15 protein-coding genes and 1 pseudogene are annotated in these 22,045 nt (G+C 72.0%); 7 read left to right on the forward strand and 9 right to left on the reverse strand.

Annotated features, from left to right (window positions below; genetic code table 11):
* Positions 1-4: 4 nt before the first annotated feature.
* Complete coding sequence (locus tag ACZ53K_RS19705) at positions 5-955, reverse strand: ABC transporter permease (RefSeq protein WP_468837977.1); 951 nt, start codon at positions 953-955, stop codon at positions 5-7.
* On the reverse strand, positions 952-2,760 hold the full coding sequence (locus tag ACZ53K_RS19710) for a peptide ABC transporter substrate-binding protein (RefSeq protein ID WP_468837980.1): 1,809 nt from the start codon (positions 2,758-2,760) through the stop codon (positions 952-954). Before ACZ53K_RS19710 ends, ACZ53K_RS19705 begins: the two co-directional genes overlap by 4 nt.
* 236 nt (positions 2,761-2,996) lie before the next feature.
* On the opposite strand from ACZ53K_RS19710, the gene ACZ53K_RS19715 reads away from it, so the two are divergent.
* The 3 genes from ACZ53K_RS19715 (at position 2,997) to ACZ53K_RS19725 (ending at position 8,771) form a co-directional block, all read left to right on the forward strand.
* On the forward strand, positions 2,997-4,175 hold the full coding sequence (locus ACZ53K_RS19715) for an ROK family protein (RefSeq protein ID WP_468837983.1): 1,179 nt from the start codon (positions 2,997-2,999) through the stop codon (positions 4,173-4,175).
* A 37-nt stretch (positions 4,176-4,212) separates the two neighbouring features.
* Complete coding sequence (locus tag ACZ53K_RS19720; protein ID WP_468837985.1) at positions 4,213-5,712, forward strand: M81 family metallopeptidase; 1,500 nt, start codon at positions 4,213-4,215, stop codon at positions 5,710-5,712.
* Positions 5,713-6,392: 680 nt separating this feature from the next.
* The gene (locus ACZ53K_RS19725) at positions 6,393-8,771 is read left to right on the forward strand and encodes a phosphoketolase family protein (protein ID WP_468837987.1); all 2,379 of its coding nucleotides are present in this window, start codon (positions 6,393-6,395) and stop codon (positions 8,769-8,771) included.
* A 111-nt stretch (positions 8,772-8,882) separates the two neighbouring features.
* On the opposite strand, the gene ACZ53K_RS19730 is transcribed toward ACZ53K_RS19725, so the two are convergent.
* The 4 genes from ACZ53K_RS19730 to ACZ53K_RS19745 form a co-directional block, all read right to left on the reverse strand.
* Positions 8,883-10,157, reverse strand: coding sequence for an MFS transporter (locus tag ACZ53K_RS19730; RefSeq protein ID WP_468838015.1), 1,275 nt, complete (start codon positions 10,155-10,157; stop codon positions 8,883-8,885).
* A 57-nt stretch (positions 10,158-10,214) separates the two neighbouring features.
* The gene (locus tag ACZ53K_RS19735) at positions 10,215-11,402 is read right to left on the reverse strand and encodes an amidohydrolase family protein (RefSeq protein ID WP_468837989.1); all 1,188 of its coding nucleotides are present in this window, start codon (positions 11,400-11,402) and stop codon (positions 10,215-10,217) included.
* Positions 11,402-12,814, reverse strand: a complete 1,413-nt coding sequence (locus tag ACZ53K_RS19740; protein WP_468837991.1) for a glutamine synthetase family protein — start codon at positions 12,812-12,814, stop codon at positions 11,402-11,404. The genes ACZ53K_RS19735 and ACZ53K_RS19740 overlap by 1 nt, the downstream gene beginning before the upstream one ends.
* A 162-nt stretch (positions 12,815-12,976) precedes the next feature.
* Positions 12,977-15,040 (reverse strand): SpoIIE family protein phosphatase, encoded by a 2,064-nt coding sequence (locus ACZ53K_RS19745; protein ID WP_468837993.1) that lies wholly within the window; start codon positions 15,038-15,040, stop codon positions 12,977-12,979.
* A gap of 60 nt (positions 15,041-15,100) precedes the next feature.
* Here ACZ53K_RS19745 and ACZ53K_RS19750 point away from each other — a divergent pair, with 60 nt between their 5' ends.
* On the forward strand, positions 15,101-15,898 hold the full coding sequence (locus tag ACZ53K_RS19750) for a TetR/AcrR family transcriptional regulator (RefSeq protein ID WP_468837994.1): 798 nt from the start codon (positions 15,101-15,103) through the stop codon (positions 15,896-15,898).
* 276 nt (positions 15,899-16,174) lie between these two features.
* Here ACZ53K_RS19750 and ACZ53K_RS19755 read toward each other — a convergent pair whose 3' ends face one another.
* Positions 16,175-16,627 carry a hypothetical protein gene (locus tag ACZ53K_RS19755; RefSeq protein ID WP_468837995.1) on the reverse strand — a complete coding sequence of 151 codons (453 nt, stop codon included), beginning with the start codon at positions 16,625-16,627 and terminating at the stop codon, positions 16,175-16,177.
* A gap of 415 nt (positions 16,628-17,042) precedes the next feature.
* On the opposite strand from ACZ53K_RS19755, the gene ACZ53K_RS19760 reads away from it, so the two are divergent.
* The 3 genes from ACZ53K_RS19760 (at position 17,043) to ACZ53K_RS19770 (ending at position 19,745) form a co-directional block, all read left to right on the forward strand.
* The gene (locus ACZ53K_RS19760) at positions 17,043-17,396 is read left to right on the forward strand and encodes an SCO4225 family membrane protein (RefSeq protein WP_468837996.1); all 354 of its coding nucleotides are present in this window, start codon (positions 17,043-17,045) and stop codon (positions 17,394-17,396) included.
* Between the two features lie 610 nt (positions 17,397-18,006).
* Positions 18,007-18,378, forward strand: coding sequence for a hypothetical protein (locus ACZ53K_RS19765; RefSeq protein ID WP_468837997.1), 372 nt, complete (start codon positions 18,007-18,009; stop codon positions 18,376-18,378).
* Positions 18,379-18,464: 86 nt separating this feature from the next.
* The gene (locus tag ACZ53K_RS19770; protein WP_468838017.1) at positions 18,465-19,745 is read left to right on the forward strand and encodes an ATP-binding protein; all 1,281 of its coding nucleotides are present in this window, start codon (positions 18,465-18,467) and stop codon (positions 19,743-19,745) included.
* Between the two features lie 320 nt (positions 19,746-20,065).
* Here ACZ53K_RS19770 and ACZ53K_RS19775 read toward each other — a convergent pair.
* A pseudogene (locus tag ACZ53K_RS19775) lies at positions 20,066-20,527 on the reverse strand (IS701 family transposase); the annotation flags it as partial.
* Between the two features lie 77 nt (positions 20,528-20,604).
* A complete protein-coding gene (locus ACZ53K_RS19780) occupies positions 20,605-21,162 on the reverse strand; it encodes a hypothetical protein (protein ID WP_468837998.1) in 558 nt (185 codons plus the stop codon).
* Positions 21,163-22,045: the final 883 nt, after the last annotated feature.

Below are 22,045 nucleotides of genomic sequence, written 5' to 3' on the forward strand. Positions count from 1 at the left end.
GCGGTCACGAGACGCTCCTGATCCGGGGGTCGAGTACGGCGTAGGCGATGTCGGTGATCAGTGAGCCGAGCACGGTGGCCACGCCGACGACCAGGGTGACGCCGAGCAGTACGGGGAAGTCCGACCCCTGGGCGGCGTTCCAGAACAGCAGGCCCATGCCGGGGTAGTTGAACATCGACTCGACGACGAGGGTGCCGCTGAAGAGGGTGGGGAGGTAGAGCCCGAGGAGGGTGGCGAGCGGGATCAGGGCGTTGCGCAGCACGTGCCGGGCCATGACGCGGGTGCCCGACTGCCCCTTGGCGCGCGCGGTGCGTACGTAGTCCTCTTCGAGGTTGTCCAGGACGGCCGAGCGCATGTAGCGGCTGAAGGCGGCGATGATGCCGAGCGCGGTGGTCACCACGGGCAGGACCAGGGCCGGGGCCTCGGCGAGCAGGCCGCCGACGGTGTCGGCCTGCGGCGCCTCGGCCGGGAAGATCTGGAGCTGCTGGCTGAAGACGAGGACGAGGACCAGGCCGAGGAAGAAGACCGGGGTGGCGTAGGCGAGGAAGGCGGCGCCGGTGAGCAGGTAATCGGCGGCCCTGCCGCGGCGTACGGCCTGGAGGGTGCCGAGCGGTACGGCCAGTACGGCGGCGAGCGCGATCGACAGGCCCGCCAGCAGCGCGGTTTTCGGGAGGCGTTCACCGAGCAGGGAGGCGACGGTCTGGTTGAGTTTGTAGGACTCGCCGAGGTCTCCGGCGAGCAGCCGCCCGAGGTACATCATGTACTGCTGCGGCAGCGACCGGTCGTACCCCTGCTGGTGGTTGAAGTGGGCGATGGCTTCCGGGGTGGCCTTGACGCCGAGGATGGCGCGGGCCGGTCCGCCGGGCAGCAGGTGCATCAGGACGAAGACGATGACGGAGACCAGCAGCAGCACGATGACGGCCTGTGCGACGCGTGTGACCAGGAAGCGGATCACCGTCCCGTACCGCCCTTCTTGACGAAGTACCAGTCCTGGGGCGTGAGGCCGAGGGTGGGGTTCTGGTCGATGCCGCGCAGGTCGTTGCGGATGACGGAGACCTGGTAGGCCGGGTTGGGTGTCCACAGGACGGGCACCTGGCCGGCCGTGTAGCGGGCGTAGTCGCGCATCGCGGTCGGGTCGTCGGAGTACTCGGTCTTCTTGATCAGCTGGTCGGCCTTCGGGTCGGACCAGTTGCCCATGTTGGAGGGCGCGCCGGTGGCGAAGAGCGCTTCGCCGCTGGCCACGGTCGGGAAGTACCAGCTGCCCTGGGTGCCGAAGAATCCCAGCTGCCAGGCGGAGCACACCGGTTCGGTCTGCTTGCAGGGGACGGTGGTGCCGAGGACGGTGTTCAGCGGCTGCTGCCGGATGTCCAGGGTGATGCCGGCCTTGTCCAGAGAGGACTTGATCTCCTGCATGGTGTTGGAGGTCTCGGTGGAGCCGGACTGGGAGAGCAGTTCCAGGCGCAGCTGCTGTCCGCCGGGGATGTCCTTGCCGCACTGTCCCGGGCCGGTGCCGGGGCGTGCGCAGCGCAGCCTGCCGTCGGTGCGCTGCCAGCCGTGCGCGGTGAGCAGGGCTTCGGCCTTCTTCGGGTCGTACGGGAACGGGTCGTGGTCCAGTTGCGCGGCGGGCACCGGTCCGCGGGTGGGCGCCGCGCTGCCGTGCCAGGCGACGTCGGAGATCGTCTTCTGGTCGATGAGGTGCTGGAGGGCGCGGCGCAGATAGGTCTGGCGGAGCAGCGGCCCGGCGGTGGGGTGGTTGAGGTTCAGGACGATGTAGGTGATCGCCCAGCCTTCCCATGGGTCGATGCGGTAGCCCAGCTTCTTGAAACGCGCCGACTGTTCCATGACCGACGGCGGGATGTAGCCGTAGTCCACGCCGCCCGCGCGGAGCACGTTGAATTCGGAGTCGGCGGTGGTGAAGGGCTTGAGGACGACGCGGTCGAGGTGGGGTTTGTCGGGGCCGCCGTACTGTTTGTTGGGGACCAGGGAGACCTGGCCGGAGGTGGTCCACTTCTCGATGCGCCAGGGGCCGCTGACGGTTTTCCAGAGCGGGTCGGTGGCGAATTCCGAGAGCTGCTTGGCGTGCTGGAGCAGCCGCGCGAACACCTTCTTCGGGTCCTCGTCGTGCGGGTCCCAGACGTGTTTGGGCAGTGGGGTGAAGTTGTCGAGCTGGTTGCCGGTGAACCAGGCGGGGTTGTACGCGCGGTCCAGGCGCAGCCGGAAGGTGTGGTCGTCCAGCGTCTCGAACTTCTTGACGTTGTCCGGCAGCAGGCCCGGCGAGTAGCCCGCCCACTCCTCCTTGTCGTGCTTGATCAGGTCGTACCAGAACTCCACGTCGCGGCTGGTGACGGGGGTGCCGTCGGACCAGCGGTGGCCCTTCTTCAGCGTGATGGTGACGGTGGTGTTGCCGTCGCTGTAGCGGGGCTGTTCGGCGAGGTTGCGCGGGCTGTCCATGGTCAGGCCCGCGCCCTTCTTCTCGGCCGTGTAGAGCGGCGGGTAGAGCAGGTCCTGTACGGAGTTGTTGTACGAGGCCAGGTAACCGGCCGTGCCGATCGGGAAGACCCAGTTGGGGGTGGCGGCGGGCGGCAGGGCCATCGTGGCCGTACCGCCTTCGACGCGGGTGCCGCCGGTGGCTCCGACGTCGGTGACCGCGCCGTCCGCCGGGCCGCATCCGGTGAGCGTGGTCATGCCGAGCAGCAGTGCGGTCACCGCGCGGAGCGCGGCGTGGAGGGGCCCGCGTCGGCGGGTACTGCGCGGGCCCATGCTGCCTCCGGAAAGGGTCGGCCGGTCGAAGAGTGCGAGAAAAGTACGGACGGCCGCGAAAAGAAGTCAAGGGTCTGGCGGAACATCGCCAATTGGGGTGTACTGAGGCCCACTTGACTTCCCTTCTTCCTTCGATCACCGAAGAAAGAAGAGGCACCGCCCCCAGCATTCCTGCCTCGTCCCGCCGCTCACGCACCACCGAAAGGCACCACCATGACCACCCCTGAGGCCCCCACATGACCGCCGCGGAGGAACAGCCCGGCTCCGCCGCACACGTCCTCGAACTGGTCGCGACCGGCACCGCCCGCTCCCGCGCCGACCTCGTACGGGAGCTGGGACTCGCCGCCTCCACCGTCTCCGCACGCGTCCAGGAACTGGTCGACGCCGGACTGCTGACCGAGTCCGGCGAGGGTGCCTCACGCGGCGGGCGCCGCCCGCGGCTGCTGCGCGTCCCGGACGGCGGCACCGTCGCGCTCGCCGCCGACCTGGGCAGCCACCACATCCGTACCGGCGCGGTGGGCCTGACCGGCACCGGATTCGACATCGACGAGTGCACCCTCGACCTGACGACCGGCCCGGAACCGGCCGTCGGCCTGCTCGCCGAACGGCTGACCGCGCTGGCCGAACGGCAGCGCGCGGCCGGGCGCACCGTGTGCGGCGCGGGCATCGGCTTCCCCGGCCCCGTCGACCCCGCGTCGGGCCGCGTCATCGCGCCGTCCCGGATGCCGGGCTGGCATCTGTACGAGCTGCGCGACCGGCTCGCCGGACTCCTCGGCCTGCCCGTCCTGGTCGACAACGACGCGAATGTCCTGGCGCTGGGCGAGCACCGGGCCGCGCATCCGGAGCGGCGGCACCTGGTGGTGGTCAAGGCGGGCCGCGGCATCGGCTCCGGCGTGATCAGCCACGGCCGGCTCTACCGGGGCGCCCGCGGCTGCGCCGGGGACATCAGCCACGTACGGGTGGACGCCGCCGCCGAACGCCCCTGTTCCTGCGGGAACATCGGCTGCCTGGAGTCGGTGGCCAGCGGCGCCGCGATCGCCGCCGCGCTGCGCGGCCAGGGCATCGAGGCGGACTCCACCACCGACATCCTGCGGCTCGTCGAGGACGGCGAACCGCACGCGACGACCCTGGTGCGGCAGGCCGGACGGCACATCGGCGCCGTGCTGGGCGTCGTGGTGAACTTCTTCAACCCGGAGGCCGTCGTGCTGGGCGGGGCGCTCGCCGCCGCGGAACCGCTGGTCGCGGCGGTCCGCGGGGTGCTGTACGAGCGCTGCCTGCCGATGGCGACCAGCGAACTGTCCATCGTCGCCGCGAGCTGCGGCCCCGACGCGGGACTGCTCGGCGCCGGTCACGCCGCGCTGCGCGAACTGGCCACCGAGGGCGGGCTCCCGGCCCTGCCCGTCGTCCGTACGTAGATCCGCCGATCATCCCAACGGAAGGTGCCCGACCGACATGCGCATCGCCATCGGCGGCATGGCCATCGAGTCCAGCCAGTTCTGCCCGCACCGCTCGACGTACGACGACTTCCGCGTGACCCGCGGCGCCGCACTGCTGGACCGCTACACGTGGACCCGGCCGGACAGCGACCTCGCGGATCAGGTGGAGTGGGTGCCGCTGGTGCACGCGGTGGCGTTGCCGGGCGGGCCCGTCGAGCGGGAGACGTACGACCGGATCAAGGCCGAACTCGTCACGCGGATACGGGCGGCCGGGCCGCTGGACGGGCTGGTCTACGACATCCACGGCGCCATGAGCGTCGTCGGCCTGGACGACGCCGAGGCGGACCTCACCGACGCCGTACGGGACGCGCTCGGCCCGGACGCCCTGATCTCCGCCGCCATGGACCTGCACGGCAATGTCTCGCGCCGCTTCGCCGACCGGCTCGACCTGCTCACCGCGCACCGGCTGGCCCCGCACGAGGACGCCTGGGAGACACGCGAGCGGGCCGCCCGCAAGCTGGTCGGGCGGCTGGCGTCCGGCCAGGGCCGACCGTACCGCGCCTGGGTGCAGGTGCCGGTCCTGCTCCCCGGCGAGAAGACCAGCACCCGCCTGGAACCGGCCAAGTCCCTGTACGGCAGGCTCGCTTCGGTCGAGGCGCTGGACGGCATCGTGGATGCGGCGGTCTGGGTGGGCTACGCCTGGGCCGACGAGGAGCGCTGCCGGGCCGCGGTCGTGGTGACCGGCGACGATCCGGACCTGGCACTGGCCCAGGCCCGCGGCCTGGCACAGGAGTACTGGGACGTGCGCCGCGACTTCGTCTTCGTCGGCCCGACCGGCGACGCCGACACCTGCGTCGCCCGTGCCGTGGCGTCCACCGCCCGCCCGTTCCTGATCAGCGACTCCGGCGACAACCCCACCGCGGGCGGCGCCGGAGACCTCGCGTACATGCTGGGCCGTCTGCTGGCCCACGACGACCTGGCGAGCGGCCGGGTCACCGCGCTGCACCCGGGCATCACCGACCCCGCCGCGGTGGCCGCCTGCTTCGACGCCGGGGTGGGCGCGCGCGTGGCCCTGAAGGTCGGCGGCCACGTCAGCGCCGGCACCGGCCCGCACACCGAGCCGTACGAGCTGACCGGCACGGTGACCGCCCTCGAAGACCCGTCGGCGCCCGCCGCAGGAGCCCCGCGCGGCAACCCGGCGTACGACGGCGGCGGCCGCACCGCCGCCGTCACCCGGGGCGGCGTGACGGCCGTCCTCACCGAGCGGCGCAAGCCCTTCCACACCCGCGCCGACTTCGGCACGCTCGACCCGGCCGGGTACGACATCGTCGTGGTGAAGATCGGCTACCTGGAGCCGGAACTGCACGAGCTGGCCGCCGACTGGCTGCTCGCTCTCACCCCCGGCGGCGTGGACCAGGACCTGCTGCGTCTGGGCCACCACCGGGTGACCCGCCCGCTCTACCCGTTCGACGACACGGGCTTCGAGGGACCGGACCTGACACCGGTGCTGCTCTGAGCAACCGCGCCGGGACCAGTGGCTCGTGACGGTCTGTGAGGTGCGGCCGAGCCAGCGGGAATGCGCCGGTTCCGGGGCCGTGTTGGGGCCAGAGCGAGAGAAGTGAACCCTGCGGCTGTGGAGCGTCCGGGCTTCAGCCCACCGCTCCGGCGCCGGTCCCCGGTGACTTCCCGCGTACCGACACAGGAGTGAGCCATGAGCACGACCGAGCAGACCGTCGAGATCCCCCGCCTCGACCGAGCTGCACCGGCCGCAGTCCGCCGACCCGGCGTTCACGTCCGCCGCCAACCTGCTCGCCCCGGACACCGTCCAGGGCCTCATCACGCTCGGCACGTCGCTGGACTTCGAGAGCCCGCGCAGCCGTGACCTGGGGTGCTGGGACGGGGCCGGGTCCAACACGCCGCTCATCGACGCCCTCGCCGACCCGGTCGGCGAGGACTGGGCCGTGCCGGACGAGGTCGTGGACGCCGTGTTCGACACGCCGGGGACCGGCGCGGTGGCTCACGCTCCGCTTCCGGTCCCCGCCGTCCCCGGCTAAAAGGCCCGCCGACCATTGCCCATGCCACGGATCTCGCGGGCCCGGCGCGTCCGGACGGCCCGTTATGTGCGGCGCCGGTGCATGACGGCCCGTACGGTGGAGAGGCGCTCCCTGATCACCTTTCCCCCGACGGAGGGCCCCGATGGAGTCGCCGACCCCGCTCACCGAGAGCGACCTGCTCGATCTCGACGCCCACTGGCGGGCGCTGAACTACCTCGCCGCCGGTCAGATCTATCTGACCGGCAACCCGCTGCTCACCGAGGAACTGCGCCCCGAGCACATCAAACCGCGGCTGCTCGGCCACTGGGGCACCTGCCCCGGCCTGAACCTCGTCTACACCCACGTCAACCGGATCATCAGCACTTACGGGCAGGAAGCCGTGTGCGTGTGGGGCCCGGGGCACGGCGGGCCCTCGGTGTTCGCCGGGGCCTGGCTGGAGGGGACGTACGGGGAGCTGAATCCGGACGTCGGGCGGGACGCGGCCGGGATGGCCCGGCTGTTCAAGCAGTTCTCGTTCCCCGGCGGGGTGCCGAGCCACGCGGCACCGAACGTGCCGGGCTCGTTCCACGAGGGCGGCGAGCTGGGCTACTCCCTCTCGCACGCGTACGGCGCCGCCCTGGACAACCCGGACCTGCTGGTGGCGTGCGTGATCGGGGACGGCGAGGCGGAGACCGGGCCGCTGGCCGCCTCCTGGCACGCGAACAAGTTCCTGGACCCGGCGCACGACGGCGCCGTGCTGCCGATCCTGCACCTGAACGGCTACAAGATCGCCAACCCGACGGTGCTCGCCCGGGTGGACGAGGACGAGCTGGACGCGCTGCTGCGCGGCTACGGGCACGAGCCGCTGTACGTCACCGGCTCCGACCCCGCCCGGGTCCACCGGGACATGGCCGCCGCCATGGACACCGCGCTGCACCGCATCCACGACGCCCAGCGCACCGCCCGCGGCGACGGCGAGCGGTCCCGCCCCCGCTGGCCGATGATCGTGCTGCGCACCCCCAAGGGCTGGACCGGCCCCGGCGAGGTGGACGGCGCGCCCGTCGAGGGCACCTGGCGCGCCCACCAGGTGCCGCTCTCCGGCGTCCGGGACAATCCGGACCACCTGCGCCAGCTGGAGAGCTGGCTGCGGTCGTACGCGCCGGGCGAGCTGTTCGACGGCGAGGGCCGGCCGGTGGACCGGGTACTGGCCTGTGTGCCGAGCGGCGACCGGCGCCTCGGCTCCTCCCCGCACGCCAACGGCGGCCGCCTCGTCCGTACGCTGCCGCTGCCCGACCCCGAGAAGTACGCCGTGCCCGTCGACAAGCCCGGCACCCGTATGCACGAACCCACCCGCGTCCTCGGCGGCCTGCTGCGCGACCTGATGGAGCGGACCGCCGACCGCCGCGACTTCCGGCTGTTCGGCCCGGACGAGACCGCCTCCAACCGCCTCCAGGACGTGTACGACGTCACCGACAAGGCCTGGCAGGCCGGGACCGAGCCCACCGACGAGCACCTGGGGCCGCACGGGCGCGTGATGGAGGTGCTCTCGGAGCACCTGTGCCAGGGCTGGCTGGAGGGGTACGTGCTCTCCGGCCGGCACGGCCTGTTCTCCTCGTACGAGGCGTTCGCGCACATCGTGTCGAGCATGGCCTCCCAGCACGTCAAATGGCTCCAGTCGGCCCGCGACATCCCCTGGCGGGTGCCCGTGGCCGGGCTGAACTACCTGCTGACCTCGCACGTCTGGCGCCAGGACCACAACGGCTTCTCGCACCAGGACCCCGGCTTCGTCGACCACATCCTCAACAAGGACCCGCACACCGTACGGGTCTACCTCCCGCCGGACACCAACAGCCTGCTGTGCGTGGCCGACCATGTGCTGCGCACCCGTGACGTGGTCAACGTGGTGGTCGCGGGCAAGCAGCCGTGCTTCGACTGGCTGGACATCGAGCAGGCGCGGGGACATGTCGCGCGCGGCGCCGGCATCTGGGAGTGGGCGGGCACCGAACAGCCCGGTGCCCGCCCCGACGTGGTGCTCGCCTGCGCCGGTGACGTACCGACGCAGGAGACGCTGGCCGCCGCCTCCCTGCTCCGCGCCCACCTGCCGGGGCTGTCCGTACGGGTCGTCAACGTCGTCGACATGACGCGCCTGCAGCCCCACGAGGAGCATCCGCACGGGATGACGGACCGGGAGTTCGAGGCGCTGCTGCCGCACGACGTGCCGGTGGTCTTCGCGTACCACGGCTATCCGTGGCTGGTGCACCGGCTCACCTACCGCCGGGCCGTCCACCCCAACCTCCACGTGCGCGGCTACAAGGAGATGGGCACCACGACCACTCCGTTCGACATGGTCGTCACCAACGACCTGGACCGCTACCGGCTGGTGATGGACGTCATCGACCGCGTACCGGGCCTGGCCGTGCGCGCCGCCGGGGTACGGCAGGCCATGGCGGACGTCCGGCAGCGCCACCACAGCTGGATCCGCGCGCACGGCACGGACCTGCCGGAGGTCGAGGAGTGGAGCTGGCCGGGCGAGGTGCGCTGACGGGAGCGGCGGCGCGCCCGCCCGGGACCTGCACGCTGCGGTGGACACCCTCCTCACCGGCTGGCGGCCGGCGGCGCCACGGGCCTGACCCGCAGCGCCGCGTACCGGCCCTCAGGGCCGCGGGTCGCGGGCGTCGTAACGGGCGAAATCCCGCCGCCACAGGGCCAGGAGCAGCACCGTCACGACACAGGCGACTCCCCCGCCGACGACCGCGACGGCCGGTGAGGCGAGGTCGGCCGCCGACCCGGCCAGGAAGTCGCCGAGCCGGGGGCCGCCCGCGACCACCACGATGAACACGCCTTGGAGACGGCCGCGCATCCGGTCCGGCGCGGCGGCCTGCAGCATGGTGCCGCGGAACACCATGGAGACGGTGTCGGCGCAGCCGGCGACGGCGAGGAAGAACAGGCCGAGCCACAGGTGCCGGGTCAGGCCGAAGCAGGCGACGGCCGCTCCCCAGGCGGCGACCGAGACGAGGATCGCCAGACCGTGCCGGCGGACGGCGCCGAGCCACCCGGAGAACAGCGCGCCCAGCACCGCACCGACCGCGGGCGCCGCGACGAGCAGCCCCACCGTCTTGGCGTCGCCCCCGAACCAGAGCACGGCGACGGCGGGGAACAGCGCGCGGGGCTGCGCCAGCACCATGGCCGCCAGGTCGGCGAAGAAGGTCATCCGCAGATTGGGCCGGGTGGCCAGAAAACGCAGCCCTTCCAGAACGGAAGGCCGACGCGGCGCCGCACCGTCATCGCCACGCTCGGGGCGCATGGCGGGCAGCCGCCACATGGCGTACAGCGCGGCCGTGAAGCAGCCCACGTCGATCAGATAGGCGGCCTGATAACCCCACAGACCGACGAAGACACCACCGAGCATCGGCCCGCCCATCATTCCCAGATTGCTGGTGAGCGAACTGAGAGCGTTGGCGGCGGGCAGCTGCTCGGGCGGCAGCAGACGCGGGATCATCGACGAACGGGCGGGCGAGTTCATGGCGAAGCAGACGGCCTGAAGCGCGACGACCGTGTAGAGCACCCAGACCTGCCGCACGTCCGCGAGCGCGGCGGCGGCCAGGGCGACGGAGAGGACGGTGGCGCCCACCGCGCTGTACATACCCAGTTTGCGGCGGTCGACGGTGTCGGCGATGGCCCCGCCGTACAGCCCGAAGACGACCAGCGGCACCAGCGAGCACAGACCGACCACACCGACGGCGAAGGTGGAGCCGGTGAGGGCGTACACCTGCAGGGAGACCGCGAGGGCGGTCATCTGCTGACCGACCCAGGACACGGTGTTGCCGCACCACAGGCGCCGGTAGTCCGCCGAGGTGCGCAGCGGGGTGATGTCGGCGAAGAGGCGGGTGCGCAGCGGGGGGGCGGGGCTTGGGGGTGGATATGGCAGGAGGCACGGGGCAGTAAAGCACGATGGGTGGTGGTGCCACTTACCTGGGTGGCCTGATCATGACACTGCCCTGCGCGCCTGTGGGTCTCCCGAAAGCCCGTACACCCGCCGCGCGTTACCGGCCGCGATCAGCCCCGCGACCCGGTCGGCGTCCGCCGCCGACCACGCGCCGGTGCGCACCCAGCCCGTCAGTACCTCGGTCAGTGCCGTGCGGAAGGCCGCGCTGCCGACGGTGTACAGCTCCGGCAGGCCGTAGGCGTCGGTGGAGAAGAGGAGTTTGCCGAAGGGGGCCAGTTCCAGGAAGCCGGCGAGCACGGCTGCCGCGCGTGGTCCGGTGTGGCTGAGGGCCAGGCCGGCGTCGGCGTAGACGTGCGGGAAGGCGTGGGCCAGGTAGGCGGCCTGGCGGTGGTACGGGTAGCAGTGGAGCAGGATCAGGTCGGTGCCGGTGCCCGCGGTGGCGTGGATGAAGTCGGTGAGCAGGGCCGGGTCGGCGTGGTGCAGGCGCAGGTCGGGGTCGCCGAAGCCGGTGTGCAGTTGGAGGGGGCGGCCGGTGGCGGTGGCGAGCCACAGGAGGTGGCGCAGGAGGGCCGGGTCGGTGAGGCGGTGGGTGCCGGTGGTGAGCCAGGCGCGGGCGGCGGTCATCACCTCGTCCTCCTGCGGTGGTGCAGGGGCGAGAGCCAGTCCGTGGCGGTATGCGGCGACGGATTTGAAGCCCACGGCGGTGCGGGCCGCGTCCCGTACGGCGTCGGCGAGCCGCGCCACGAACACCTCGGCCGCCGCGTCCACGCTCCTCTCCCCCGCCGCCCGTACGCCTGCCGCGATCCGTTCCGCCAGCGCCTCCAGCCGGACGATCTCGTGCCCGGTGCCGCCGCCCGCCTCGGCCGTCTCGTGGGCCCCGGTGAGGTCGCCGGGCAGGCCGGTGTCGACCAGGTACGTGCCGATACCGGTGCCGCCCAGCAGCAGGCGCCGGGTTTCGGCCGCGCCCAGTTCGCGGCGCCGGGCGAGGTATGCGCCGGGCGGGCAGTGCGGCGCGAGTCCGAGCAGCGGCGGGCACCAGCGGCGGACGGCGAAGCCCGTCTGGGTGTCGAAAAAGGTGGTGCCCGCGGCGGCGGGCCGGTCCGACTCGGTCAGGTAGGACTCGAACTCGGCGGCCGACAGGTCGCCGCGCAGCACGCCGTGGCAGTGCTGGTCGATCAGTGGTGGCAGGACCAGCGCCGGGTCGCCGTCCGGTACGGCCTTGTCCATCAGTACCTCCAGCGGGTCGCCGCGGCGATCTCGTCCGGCTCGCTGTCGGCCAGGGCCACCGCCTCGGCGCGGCGTACGGCGATCACGGCACCGTGCAGCACCTCGCCCATCGCCTCCCGCAGCACCGCCGACTCCGCCAGCCGGTCGGTGGACTCGGTCAGTGAGGTGGGCAGCCGGACGATGCCGCGCCGGGCGCGCTCGCGGACGCCCAGGACGCCCGGGTCGCCGGTGACCGGCGGGGGCAGTGCCGCGCCCGCCGTGAGGCCGTGCAGCCCGGCGGCGAGTACCGCGCCGACCACCAGGTACGGATTGGCGGCGGCGTCGAACGGTTTGATCTCCGCATGGCCGCCGTCCGGGTCGTCGGGGGCGCCGGTGACCAGGCGCAGCGCGGCCTCCCGGTTCTCGACGCCCCAGCACTGGTAGGCGCCGGCCCACACGGAGGGGCCCAGCCGCAGGTAGCTCGCGGGCGACGGGCAGCCGATGCCGAGCAGGGCGGGCATCGCCTCCAGGACGCCGCCGAGGAACCGTACGGCGTCGGGGTCCAGGCCGTGTTCGGCGTCCGGTGCCCGGTGCAGGCTGCGTTCGTCGCGGTGCAGGCTGAGGTGGAGGTGGCAGCCGTTGCCGACCTGGCCGGCCACGACCGTGGGCGCGAAGCTGGCCCGCAGGCCGTGCCGTTGCGAGACGGCCCGTACGGTCTCGCGGACGAGGACCAGGTCGTCGGCGGCGCGCAGCGGGTCGGCCGAGGCGGTGGACACCTCGAACTGGCCCGGCGCGTACTCGGGGTGCAGTTGGAGGACGTCGATCCCCTGGAGGGCCAGCGCCTCGGCAACGTCGCGGAGGTAGTCGGAGAGTTCGACGACCCGGGTCATGCCGTAGGCGGGGCCCGCGCAGGGGTATTCCAGGAAGTCGCCGACGCCCGCCGAGCCTTCGGGGGCCGCGCCGCCGTCCGGCCGCTGCGCGCGTGTCACCACCCACTCCGTCTCGAACCCCATCCGGAGGGCCAGTCCCGCGTCGGCGGCGCGCTGCGCCATACGGCGGGCGAACTGCCGCTGGCAGCCGGGGTGCGGCGTGCCGAGCTGGTCGTAGCGGTCGGCCGGTGCCCAGGCCCAGCCGGGCTGCGCGGCGAGCACGGTGACCCGCTCCAGGTCGGGGAAGAGCCGCAGGTCGCCGTCGGGTCCGCCGAGGTGGGCGGACGCGGTGATCGCGTCGTCGGAGGTGAAGACGTCGAAGACCGGTGACATGCCGACCCCGCGCTGGACGGCGGGCGCCAGCCGGGCCGTGGGCACGGTTTTGGTACGGGCGATGCCCGCGTTGTCGACCCAGGTCAGGGCGATGGCCCGGACATGTTCGGCGTCCAGCCGTGCCGCCGTCCGGCGGGCGTCGCCCCACTCCTGCGCAGGCCCCGGTTCCATAGCGCGTATCCCCATTCCGCCGGGCCGCCCGGTCGGCGGCCGATCGAACTGTGCCCCTGCCCGCTGCCCGCTGCCACGGCGCCCCCGTTCAGGGGCGGTTGCCCCGTGTGCCCCGCCGGGTGGCCGGGCGCGGCCGTCCCGCCCCTGGGGCCGGACCGGCCGTCACGGACAGTCGAACTCGCACCATACGCACTTTCCGTTGCCGCGCGGCTCCACACCCCAGACATCCGACAGCCGGTCCACCAGGAGCAGTCCGCGGCCCGACAGCGCGGACTCGTGGGCCTCGCGGCGCCGCGGCAGCGCGCTGGAGCGGTCGGCCACCTCCAGCCGCAGCCGCCGGTCGGTGCCGTGCGGCATCCGTACCGTCACCACCGCCGCGCCGTCGGTGTGCAGCAGCGCGTTGGTGATCAGCTCGTCGGCGGCCAGTTCGATTTCCTCGGCGCGCTCCCGGGCGCCCCAGGCCCGTACCGCGGCGCGGATCATGTGGCGGGCAGCGGACAGGCCCTGGGCGTCGTCGGGCGCGACGTGCTGCTGGAGCCGTCCGGCGGCGGGCGGGGCGGGCTCGCCGCCGCGCCGCAGGATCAGCATCGCCATGTCGTCGTCGCCCGCCTGTTCGGCCGCCAGTTCGCAGAGCCGGTCGGCCAGTTGCTGGACGTCCTGCGGGCCGTCGCGCACCACCCTGGCCAGGTGCCGTACGCCGTCCTCGATGTCGATGCCCGGCTGTTCCACCAGCCCGTCGGTGTACAGCACCAGGGTCTCCCCGACGCCCAGGTGGACGGTGGTGACGGGATAGTCCAGGTCCCGGAATCCGGTGGCTATGCCGAGCGGGAGGCCGCCGGAGACCTCCAGTACGCGGCACAGGCCCTCGGCGTGCCGCAGCAGCGGGTCCACGTGCCCGGCGCGTACCAGCCGCACCGTGCCGGTGGCCAGGTCGGCGTCCGCGTACGTGCAGGTGGCGAAGCGGTCGGTGTCCAGTTCGCCCAGGAAGGCGGAGGCGCGGGTCATGACGGTGGCGGGCGGGTGCCCCTCGGCGGCGTAGGCGCGCAGTACGATCCGCAGCTGGCCCATGACGGTGGCGGCGTGGGTGTCGTGCCCCTGGACGTCGCCGATGACCGCGGCGACCCGGCCTTCGGGCAGCGGGATCACGTCGTACCAGTCACCGCCGATGTCCCGGCCGATCCGGGCGGCGCGGTAGCGGACGGCGATCTGGGCGCCGGGGATGCCGGGGATGCGGCGGGGCAGCATGGCCTGCTGGAGGCCCTCGGCGAGGTCGTGCTCCTGGTCGTAGAGCATGGCGCGGGCCAGGCTCTGGGCGACGCTGGAGCCGAGGGCGAGCAGCAGGTTGCGCTCCTGTACGCCGAACGGGTTCTCCGAGCGGTAGAACAGTCCCACCACGCCGATCGGCCGGGCCTGGGCGATGAGCGGCAGGTACGCGGCGGAGCCGAAGTCCATCCGTTCGAGGTGCGGCCAGAGCGCCGGGTAGCGCTCGGCGAACTCGGCGCGGGAGCGGATGAAGCACGGCTGGAGGGTGCGCACCGCCTCGCTCATCGGGAACTCCTCCTCGACCCGCAGGACCTCGTGCTGCGGTACGAAGCTGCCCTTCAGCCCTTCGTGGATGACCCGGATGCGGCCCGCCTCGACCAGTCCGACGATGACGTTCTGCGCGCCCAGCCGGGTCAGGGCCTGGTCGTCGCCGAGCACGCCGATGACGTCGCGGACCGTCCTGGCGTGCGCCAGCGCCGCGGTGGTCCGCTCGACGAGGCCGGTGTTGCGCAGCTTGCGCGCGTGCGCCTGCGCCCGTTCGGCCGCCTGGGTGTACTCCTGGCTGGCGTCCCGGACGACGCCGATGATGCGGTGCGGCTTGCCGGTCCCGTCCCGGCGGATGCTGGCCTGGGTGTGGGTCCAGCGCACCGTGCCGTCCCGCAGCCGGACGCGGAAGTAGGCGCCGTACGAGTCGCTGCCGTCCTTGAGGGCCCGGGAGACGACGCTGTCCAGGCGGGTGGCCTCGTCCGGCGGCAGACGGCAGCCCAGCGAGGCCGGGTCGGAGTCATACTCCTCCGGCAGCAGGTCGAAGACCTCCAGAGCGGAGCCGTCCATGTGCATACGGCCGCTGTCGAGGTCCCAGTCGAAGCCGCCCATGCCGTTGAGGGCCAGCGTCAGGTCCGGATGGGCGGGCCAGTCGTCCGGCACCGACACGGTCGGCCGCTTCGCGCCCCGGTCAGCCATGTTCGCAACTTTGCCACATTTGTCCGGGGCGTGGGTGGTTCAGGGGGGCGCGGGCCGGCGGTGCGGCCGCCACTGACTTTCTCGTCAGTCAGTGCGCTCGCCCGGCGCATCGTGATGGACCCGTCGAAACTGTCCAGGTCGCTGGGCGGCACCCGGCGCTTCACCCTCGCCGAGATCGTGCGCGTCGCGGACATCGGCGGCGTGGACGTGGCGTGGCTGCTCGGCTCCCGGGCCGGGGCCCCGGCGCCGGCCCGCGGCCGGGAGCCCGTCGCCGTACCGGAGGGCGGCCGACCGCTGCAGATCATCCGGGAGACCGTCCGGCTGATCGCCGAACATGGCTTCCACAGTGTCCGGGTCGCCGACATCGCCGCCGCCTGCGGCACCAGCACGGCCGCCGTGCACTACCACTTCCCGGGCCGTGACGAACTGCTGGAAGCGGCCGTGGGCTGGTGCATGGACGAGGACACCGCCCGGCGCGCGGCGGGCCTGGCCGACGCGCCGGGTGCCCGCGCCGAACTGCTGCACCTGATCGCGCTCCAGACTCCGCGCACCGCCCAGCAGCGGCGGCAGTGGCTGGTCTGGCTCGACCTGTGGGCGCAGGCCGCCCGCTCCACCATCATCGGGCAGCTGCACGAGCACTACTACCGGCAGTGGCGGACCACCGTCGCCAAGGTCCTGCGCCGGGGCGTCGAGCAGGGCGTCTTCCGTGCCGTGGACGTGGAGTCCACCACGCTGCGCTTGACGGCGCTCATCGACGGCCTGGCCACCCAGGTGCTGGCCACCGCGCCCGACAGCACCGGCCCCGACGCCATGCACGCCGCGCTGCTCACCTTCGTCGATCGCGAACTGGCCCCGTGAACAGGCAACTTCCCCATCCCGTCCCTCTCCACCGAAGGAACCCTCCGTGAACAACGAGGTCACGCCGCCACCTCCTGCGGTTCGGCGTCGCGATCCGTTCAGCCACCGTGCCCGGCGGCGGACAGGGAGTGTTGCCGACAGGAGTCGCCAGCTCAAAGCAGTGGCGTAGCAGCGGAAGCATCTGGGGTGACGCGGAACCTACATCTGTGCGAGCGGGCGACGAGAATCGCCTGGCGCCCGCCGGTCTCGCGGTGTGGCCGCGGGCGGCCGTTGCGTTCAGCGCCGAGCCCGGCGTTGCGAGAGCCAAACGGCCGGCGCCACCACCAGCAGGAGGAGGACTGCGGGAACGCCTGTGAACATCGCCATGCCGCCTCCGATGTTGGCTCCGCTGTCCACTTGCGTCCCGGCAGTGGCCACCCGTCCCGCTGCCCCGGCGATCAGTCCAGCCGCCACCAGGGGCAGCAGGACCGGCCACCAGCGCCGCTCGAAGGTGCCCCTGCGCGAGGCATGCATCAAGAGGGCCCCGCTGACCAGTGCCAGTACCAGACAGACGACGCCGAGTGTGGTCTCCACGCCCTGCGCGATGCTCGGGGGTTCGATGATGTAGAGGAGTTCGGAGCGCGGGCCTGACTCGTCCAGCCGTCCTGTCAGGCCCCATGTGGCGACCGGCACAGCCGCGACCAGGACCGCGGAAGCTGCCACATGGAAGTGGAAGTTGTTCGTCCGCATGCGGGCATCGTGCCCATCCTCCGACTCGGCGGTCAATGAGTACCCGTACCTAGACGTGACGCCTGGCGCCACCGGCACGGATGATGGCGCACCCGCGACGCCGCAGGCACCACCACAACCCTTCGGCCGGGCATGTGCCGGGCGGGCGACCACGGGCTCTGCCTGCCCGCCCCACGAGACGCGGACCACGGTCTTCCGCGGTCCGCGTCAGCAAATGACCAGGTCAGAGGCTGTTCTGTGCCTCCGTAATGGCGATGAGTAAGGATTGAGGTGAGGCTGATGCCTGATCTCGGCACGGCTGTAACACAGTGGTGGCTCACTGATGCGTGAGCAGCTCCACGGCCTTGGCCGCGGCAACGCCTGTCGCGGTGCCAGAAGGGGCGGAACAGCACCGATCCTCTGGTTAAGGAAGACCATGAACACTCAACGACTGCGCTCACTACTACGACTGACCCTGGGCAACCGTGCCTCGCAGCTCTATCTCGCGCTGGTCACCGCCGCAGCCATCATCAACGAGCTTTTGGGCACCATTGCCCTTACCCCGTTCTCCGGGTTGTGGCTGATCATCGCCGCCTTCCCGACGCTCTACGTCTACCTGATGGCCGAGGGGCTCTTGTCCGGCTGGGAGGCGGGGGCGAGCTGGCACTTCTGGCTTGCCTGGGCGCTGTCCGTCCTCTTCCAGGCTTTCCTCGTCGGGTGTCTGGCGTCACGAGCGTCGCGACCGGCGCGACCATCAGAGTGTCGCGGCCCTGCCCCGCGCTGGTTCTGAGCAATCACCGGTGCGCCACCCGGTTGCGTCAGGCGTTGCGGCAACGGCTCTACAAAGAGGTGCAGCGGCCTCAAGGGGGAGCAGCGCATGGGCCCAGCCCCGATCAACCGCGGCTGGGCCGACTCCTTGAGCCGTCGGCCGAAGCCCAGCCGGGGCGATCAGAACAGACCGGGCAAGCTGCGGCGGGCCGGTTTCGCTCGCGCGGGTGGCAAGGGCAAGGCCCGCCCTGGGTGCGCCGCCGCTCTACGGTCACGGCACCGTTCGGCCCCCTATTGGGCGGCCGTTACACAGCCGCCGGATTGCCGCAACAGGGGGCAGCCAGCATCGTGACCATGTGGGTCCCCCGACCCGCCCCTGCGTATCCACCGACGGGAAATGATGTGCCCTACCCCTGCTCCCGGCCGCCCTCCGGCCGCGTACGGCCCTGGCTGGCGCCTCTCCCCGCGGTGACGGCGGCCGCGTCGCCGAGCGATTGCACGCACCCCGTGGACCCCCAGAACGCCGGACGGACACCGGCCGCCTCGGCTCCGGCCCGGCTGTGGCAGGAGCCTTCGCAGCCCCCTCGTGCAGCCCGCAGACCGCCGAATCCGACCCCGTCCCACTGCCTGGCGTGCCGCAGGTGCCGTCCGGCGAGCTGCGCCACGCCTCATGGATCAACATCGTCGAGGCACAGGCCGCCATGGGCGAGCTGATCGTCGGCATCCGAGGACCGCGCGACGTGACCATCTGGGCCTTCAAAAGCACCGGCGGACGGGTCGTCCGGATCGTGGACACCTTCGCCCGACCGCTGTCGGCCGAGGTGTCGGGCCGGAACGTGATCCTGCGCGAGCCCAGCGGCTCGGCCGGCTACGAGCAGCGCACGGTCCATTCCTGGAACGAAAGGGAGCAGACCATGGGCATGCGGAGCACGGAATACGACCGGCTGCGCCCCACAGCTTCCGGAGCGCCCTCCCCCTCCGCGCCGCCGAAGGCCGCACGGTGAGCGCCCGCACCGCCCGGGAACAGGGGCGGCGGCTGCGGCTGCCGTCGTGGACGGCGACGCTGCAGTGGAAGGCCGCCCTGTTCATCATGGTCATGTGCTGCTTTCTGGCCACGGTGCTCGGCATCCTGGTCCACACCCTGGTCAGCCGGCAGACCGAGGACCAGGCCAGGGACGCGGCGCTGGACCGGCTGAACTCGGTGGTCGAGTCGTACGTCGCCGGGGAACCGCTCAGCCGCGACGCGCGGCTCGACCCACCCGATCTGCCACCGGCGCTGCGCGCCATGGCACGGCGCGGCGAGCGCGGCACCCAGCTCGGGCAGCGGGACGGTCACCCGACCATGTGGGCGGTCGCACCGGCCGACGGGAAGGCGCTGGCCGTCGGCCAGGACTACCGTGAACGGGCAGACGTCATCAGCAGCCTGGACCAGACCATCATCCGGTCCGCAGCCCTCGCGATCACCCTGACCCTCTTCGTCGGCCTGTTCGTCACCGACGGTGTCACCCGGCGTCTGCACCGTACCGCCCAAGTGGCCCACCGCATCAGCACCGGCGATCTCGACGCCCGGGTGGACGACCCTCGCGCGCGGCGCCCCCGGTACGCACGGGACGAGACGGCCGCCGTGGCGGCCGCGCTCGATGCCATGGCCGCCAGCCTGCAGAGCAAGCTGCACAGCGAGCAGCGTTTCACTGCCGACGTGGCTCACGAGCTGCGCACCCCACTCAGCGGGCTGCACGCCGCCGCCGAGCTGCTGCCCCCGGGGCGGCCGACCGAAATGGTCCAGGAGCGGGTGCAGGCCATGCGCCGGCTGACCGAGGACCTGCTGGAGATCTCCCGACTGGACGCCGAGGTGGAACGCGCGGACCTCGACGTGCACCAGCTCGGGCCACTGGCGGAGCGCGCCGTACGGACCACCGGACTGGCGACCGAAGTCCGCGTCGTGCGCGACTGCCAGGTCGAGACCGACCAACGGCGGCTGGAGCGCGTACTGGGCAACCTTGTCGCCAACGCACACAAACACGGCCGCCCGCCGGTGGTGCTCACCGTCGACGGCCCCGTCGTCACCGTACGCGACCACGGTGACGGCTACCCCGACGAACTCCTCGCCGAAGGCCCCCAACGCTTCCGCACCCGACCGGGCAACGGCAAAAGACGCGGCGGCCACGGCCTCGGCCTGACCATCGCCGAAGGCCAAGCCCGCGTCCTCGGCACCACCCTGCGCTTCTCCAACGCCCCCGACGGCGGCGCCGTCGCCCAACTCACCATCCACCCACCCGCCACCGGCTGGCGCCAGCCGCCGGACCGAACTCCCCCGTCCGAGGACAGCCACACCGACACTCCGCGACAGGACACCGACACCACTCTGTAGGGCCCCGCATACGACGGATAGGGCTTGGGTGCAGCAGGGGGGTGTCTGCCGCTCGTGGCCGTACCCGGCCTCAGCAGTGAAAGCGGGCCAAGTCCGCCCTCGACACTGTCGATATGGCCCGGTGGCGCCGCGACCGGGTCGACTCCCGTGGGACGGACCGACACAGTTCGTGGTTGCCGTATGGATGCACGCGCCCGGCCGAAGGACGGCGCGCGGGGCGTCGGCATTGGTACTCCAGTGGGACTTCACCATCCCCGCTGATCAGAGCGTCATGTCGAGCCTAGCGGGCGGGCAGTTGCAGGGGCGAGTTCGGACAGTTCCTCGAAACACGCCTCGATCGCCCACCGCGCACCGGCGACGCGTGCCCGTTGGTCGACGGTGGTGCCACCGGGCGCATAGGCCAGGTAGTAGGCGATTTCAGCGGGGCGCGAGTGACTGCGGCGGGCCGGCACCCAGCGGCGGTGGGTGGGCGGATCGGGACCGAAGACGAGGTTGACGAGCAGTTGGGCGGCGGCCCAGCCGTAGGTGCGCGGCCCCTTGGCGCCGTCGCCGCAGGACAGCCGCTGCCAGGCGTCGTCGGGGGCGGCGGCGATGATTTGGTCGATGCGCCAGGTGCCGGCCAGCGACTTGATCTGCTGGGACTTCGGCACCGCCAGGACGTAGCCGACGTCGGCCTCCTCCAGCAGCCGGCGACAGGACCAGTCCTGCCCGTAAGCGCTGTCCGCGGTCGCCCAGGAGATCGGCAGGACCGAGGCGAGCGAGCGCAAGATCACGGTGCGGGCCGCCAATCGCCAGGTCGTGGCTGATATGACACAGCACCAGCCTTGCACGGCTGGTCTGCGCGAACTGACGGACCCTCTCAACGTTCCGTCACAGACCTGCCTTTCCTCGGAGCGGCGGAGGGCGAGGCGCCACCGGGTGAAGAAGCGCCAGGGGTTTGCGGAACGAACTCCATGCTCCGCCTCTCCATCGCCTGCCCCTGACGGTTCCAGGAGTAGACCGTGCGCAGGTCGTACCCGGCCGTCGTGGTGGGCTCCCGCACGATGACATCCCGGCCCGTCAGCTCCACCGACAACGGCTGCACGATGGCGCCCATGATCTGGGTCACTACCTCGTCCTTGATCGTGAAAGCCCACAAGATCAAGTAGTGCGAGTCCTCGATGCCGACGATCAGCTCGTCCTTCCCGTCACCGTTCAGCTCCCGGTACAGCGGCCTTCGTAGCGGACACCGGTTTGTGTCCCGGCCGATCTCATCGCCGGCACAGTGATTGATCTTCCTGCCGATGTCACGGAAGAGCACGCCACCGTCGTCGCTACCGTCCTCGGCGATCTGAGCCTTGACGACGTCGAGCGGCGACAGCCTGTGGATGTCGCCGGACGGCACCCGGGGCACCATCTTCAGCGGCCTGGCCGTCATGGCGCCCAGTCCCTTCTCAGGCGCGGGGCGTGGCGCAGGCGGCCGCTCGGGCCACAGATGCGCCGGGGGTGAGACATTCGCCGTATGTCCGGCGGACCGGGGCTCCCCGGTCCCCGCGCACCCGCTCAGCAACAGCGCGGCCACCGCGGCTGCCGTGGCTGCGGCCACGTGCCTTGTCAGCACCGCCCGAACGGACCCGGTGGCAAGCGGATAGCGGAGAGAGAACAACATCATTTCCCATCAGGGTGCGGACGGTCGCGCTACACAGGAGAAGCACCCAGGACATACGGCCCAAGTCAACATAATGCTGTCTGTCCTGTATTGCGGTACTCCAGCGGTTATGTAACGAAAGCCCATAAGGAGGCGTTGCGCGACGGCGACCACGCAATGTGATCAGCTTAGGCCGGTGACCTGCATGACGACGGTCAGCCGCACCGCGCCGATGTCAGCGCTCCCGGCCTGACCATCCGGACCGCTGTCGGCGATTACGGGTGCTCGGCGCCCCGTTGAACCTTTCGGCCGACAGTTCCGGTCTGACCGACCGGCCTCGCCCCGGACCCCGGCCGGCCACACGACCGCGCAGACTTGTACGCCTGCCAGCGGTACCTCAGCGCCGGATTTGCACTTCCCAGCGGACGCACGGATCCGGCTGTCCACCGCCTGAACCGGGGCACTCACGTCATCCCCGTGAACCGGCGCGGGCCTCCGGGAACGCGGAACGGAGTTGCGAGAATGGTCAGCAAAGGCCCCTACGCCCTCTGCGGTGCTTGCTTCGTGAGTAGCTGTGACGCGCGGGCCGGGCGCGTACGTCGCTCACGGGCGCCCGGCACCCGCGGGCGGCGGATCAGGCGGCGACCGCGGCGCGGCCGGCGGCGTAGACCGC

This window comes from Streptomyces sp. NPDC033221 (genome assembly GCF_055577005.1).

Excerpts from the sequence above, each read along its gene's own strand:
- ACZ53K_RS19745 (WP_468837993.1), bottom strand. The coding sequence starts at position 15,040 with ATGGCTGACCGGGGCGCGAAGCGGCCGACCGTGTCGGTGCCGGACGAC.
- ACZ53K_RS19715 (WP_468837983.1), top strand. The coding sequence starts at position 2,997 with ATGACCGCCGCGGAGGAACAGCCCGGCTCCGCCGCACACGTCCTCGAA.
- ACZ53K_RS19780 (WP_468837998.1), bottom strand. The coding sequence starts at position 21,162 with ATGACGGCCAGGCCGCTGAAGATGGTGCCCCGGGTGCCGTCCGGCGAC.
- ACZ53K_RS19735 (WP_468837989.1), bottom strand. The coding sequence starts at position 11,402 with ATGGACAAGGCCGTACCGGACGGCGACCCGGCGCTGGTCCTGCCACCA.
- ACZ53K_RS19710 (WP_468837980.1), bottom strand. The coding sequence starts at position 2,760 with ATGGGCCCGCGCAGTACCCGCCGACGCGGGCCCCTCCACGCCGCGCTC.
- ACZ53K_RS19720 (WP_468837985.1), top strand. The coding sequence starts at position 4,213 with ATGCGCATCGCCATCGGCGGCATGGCCATCGAGTCCAGCCAGTTCTGC.
- ACZ53K_RS19725 (WP_468837987.1), top strand. The coding sequence starts at position 6,393 with ATGGAGTCGCCGACCCCGCTCACCGAGAGCGACCTGCTCGATCTCGAC.
- ACZ53K_RS19760 (WP_468837996.1), top strand. The coding sequence starts at position 17,043 with ATGAACACTCAACGACTGCGCTCACTACTACGACTGACCCTGGGCAAC.
- ACZ53K_RS19740 (WP_468837991.1), bottom strand. The coding sequence starts at position 12,814 with ATGGAACCGGGGCCTGCGCAGGAGTGGGGCGACGCCCGCCGGACGGCG.
- ACZ53K_RS19755 (WP_468837995.1), bottom strand. The coding sequence starts at position 16,627 with ATGCGGACGAACAACTTCCACTTCCATGTGGCAGCTTCCGCGGTCCTG.
- ACZ53K_RS19770 (WP_468838017.1), top strand. The coding sequence starts at position 18,465 with ATGGTCATGTGCTGCTTTCTGGCCACGGTGCTCGGCATCCTGGTCCAC.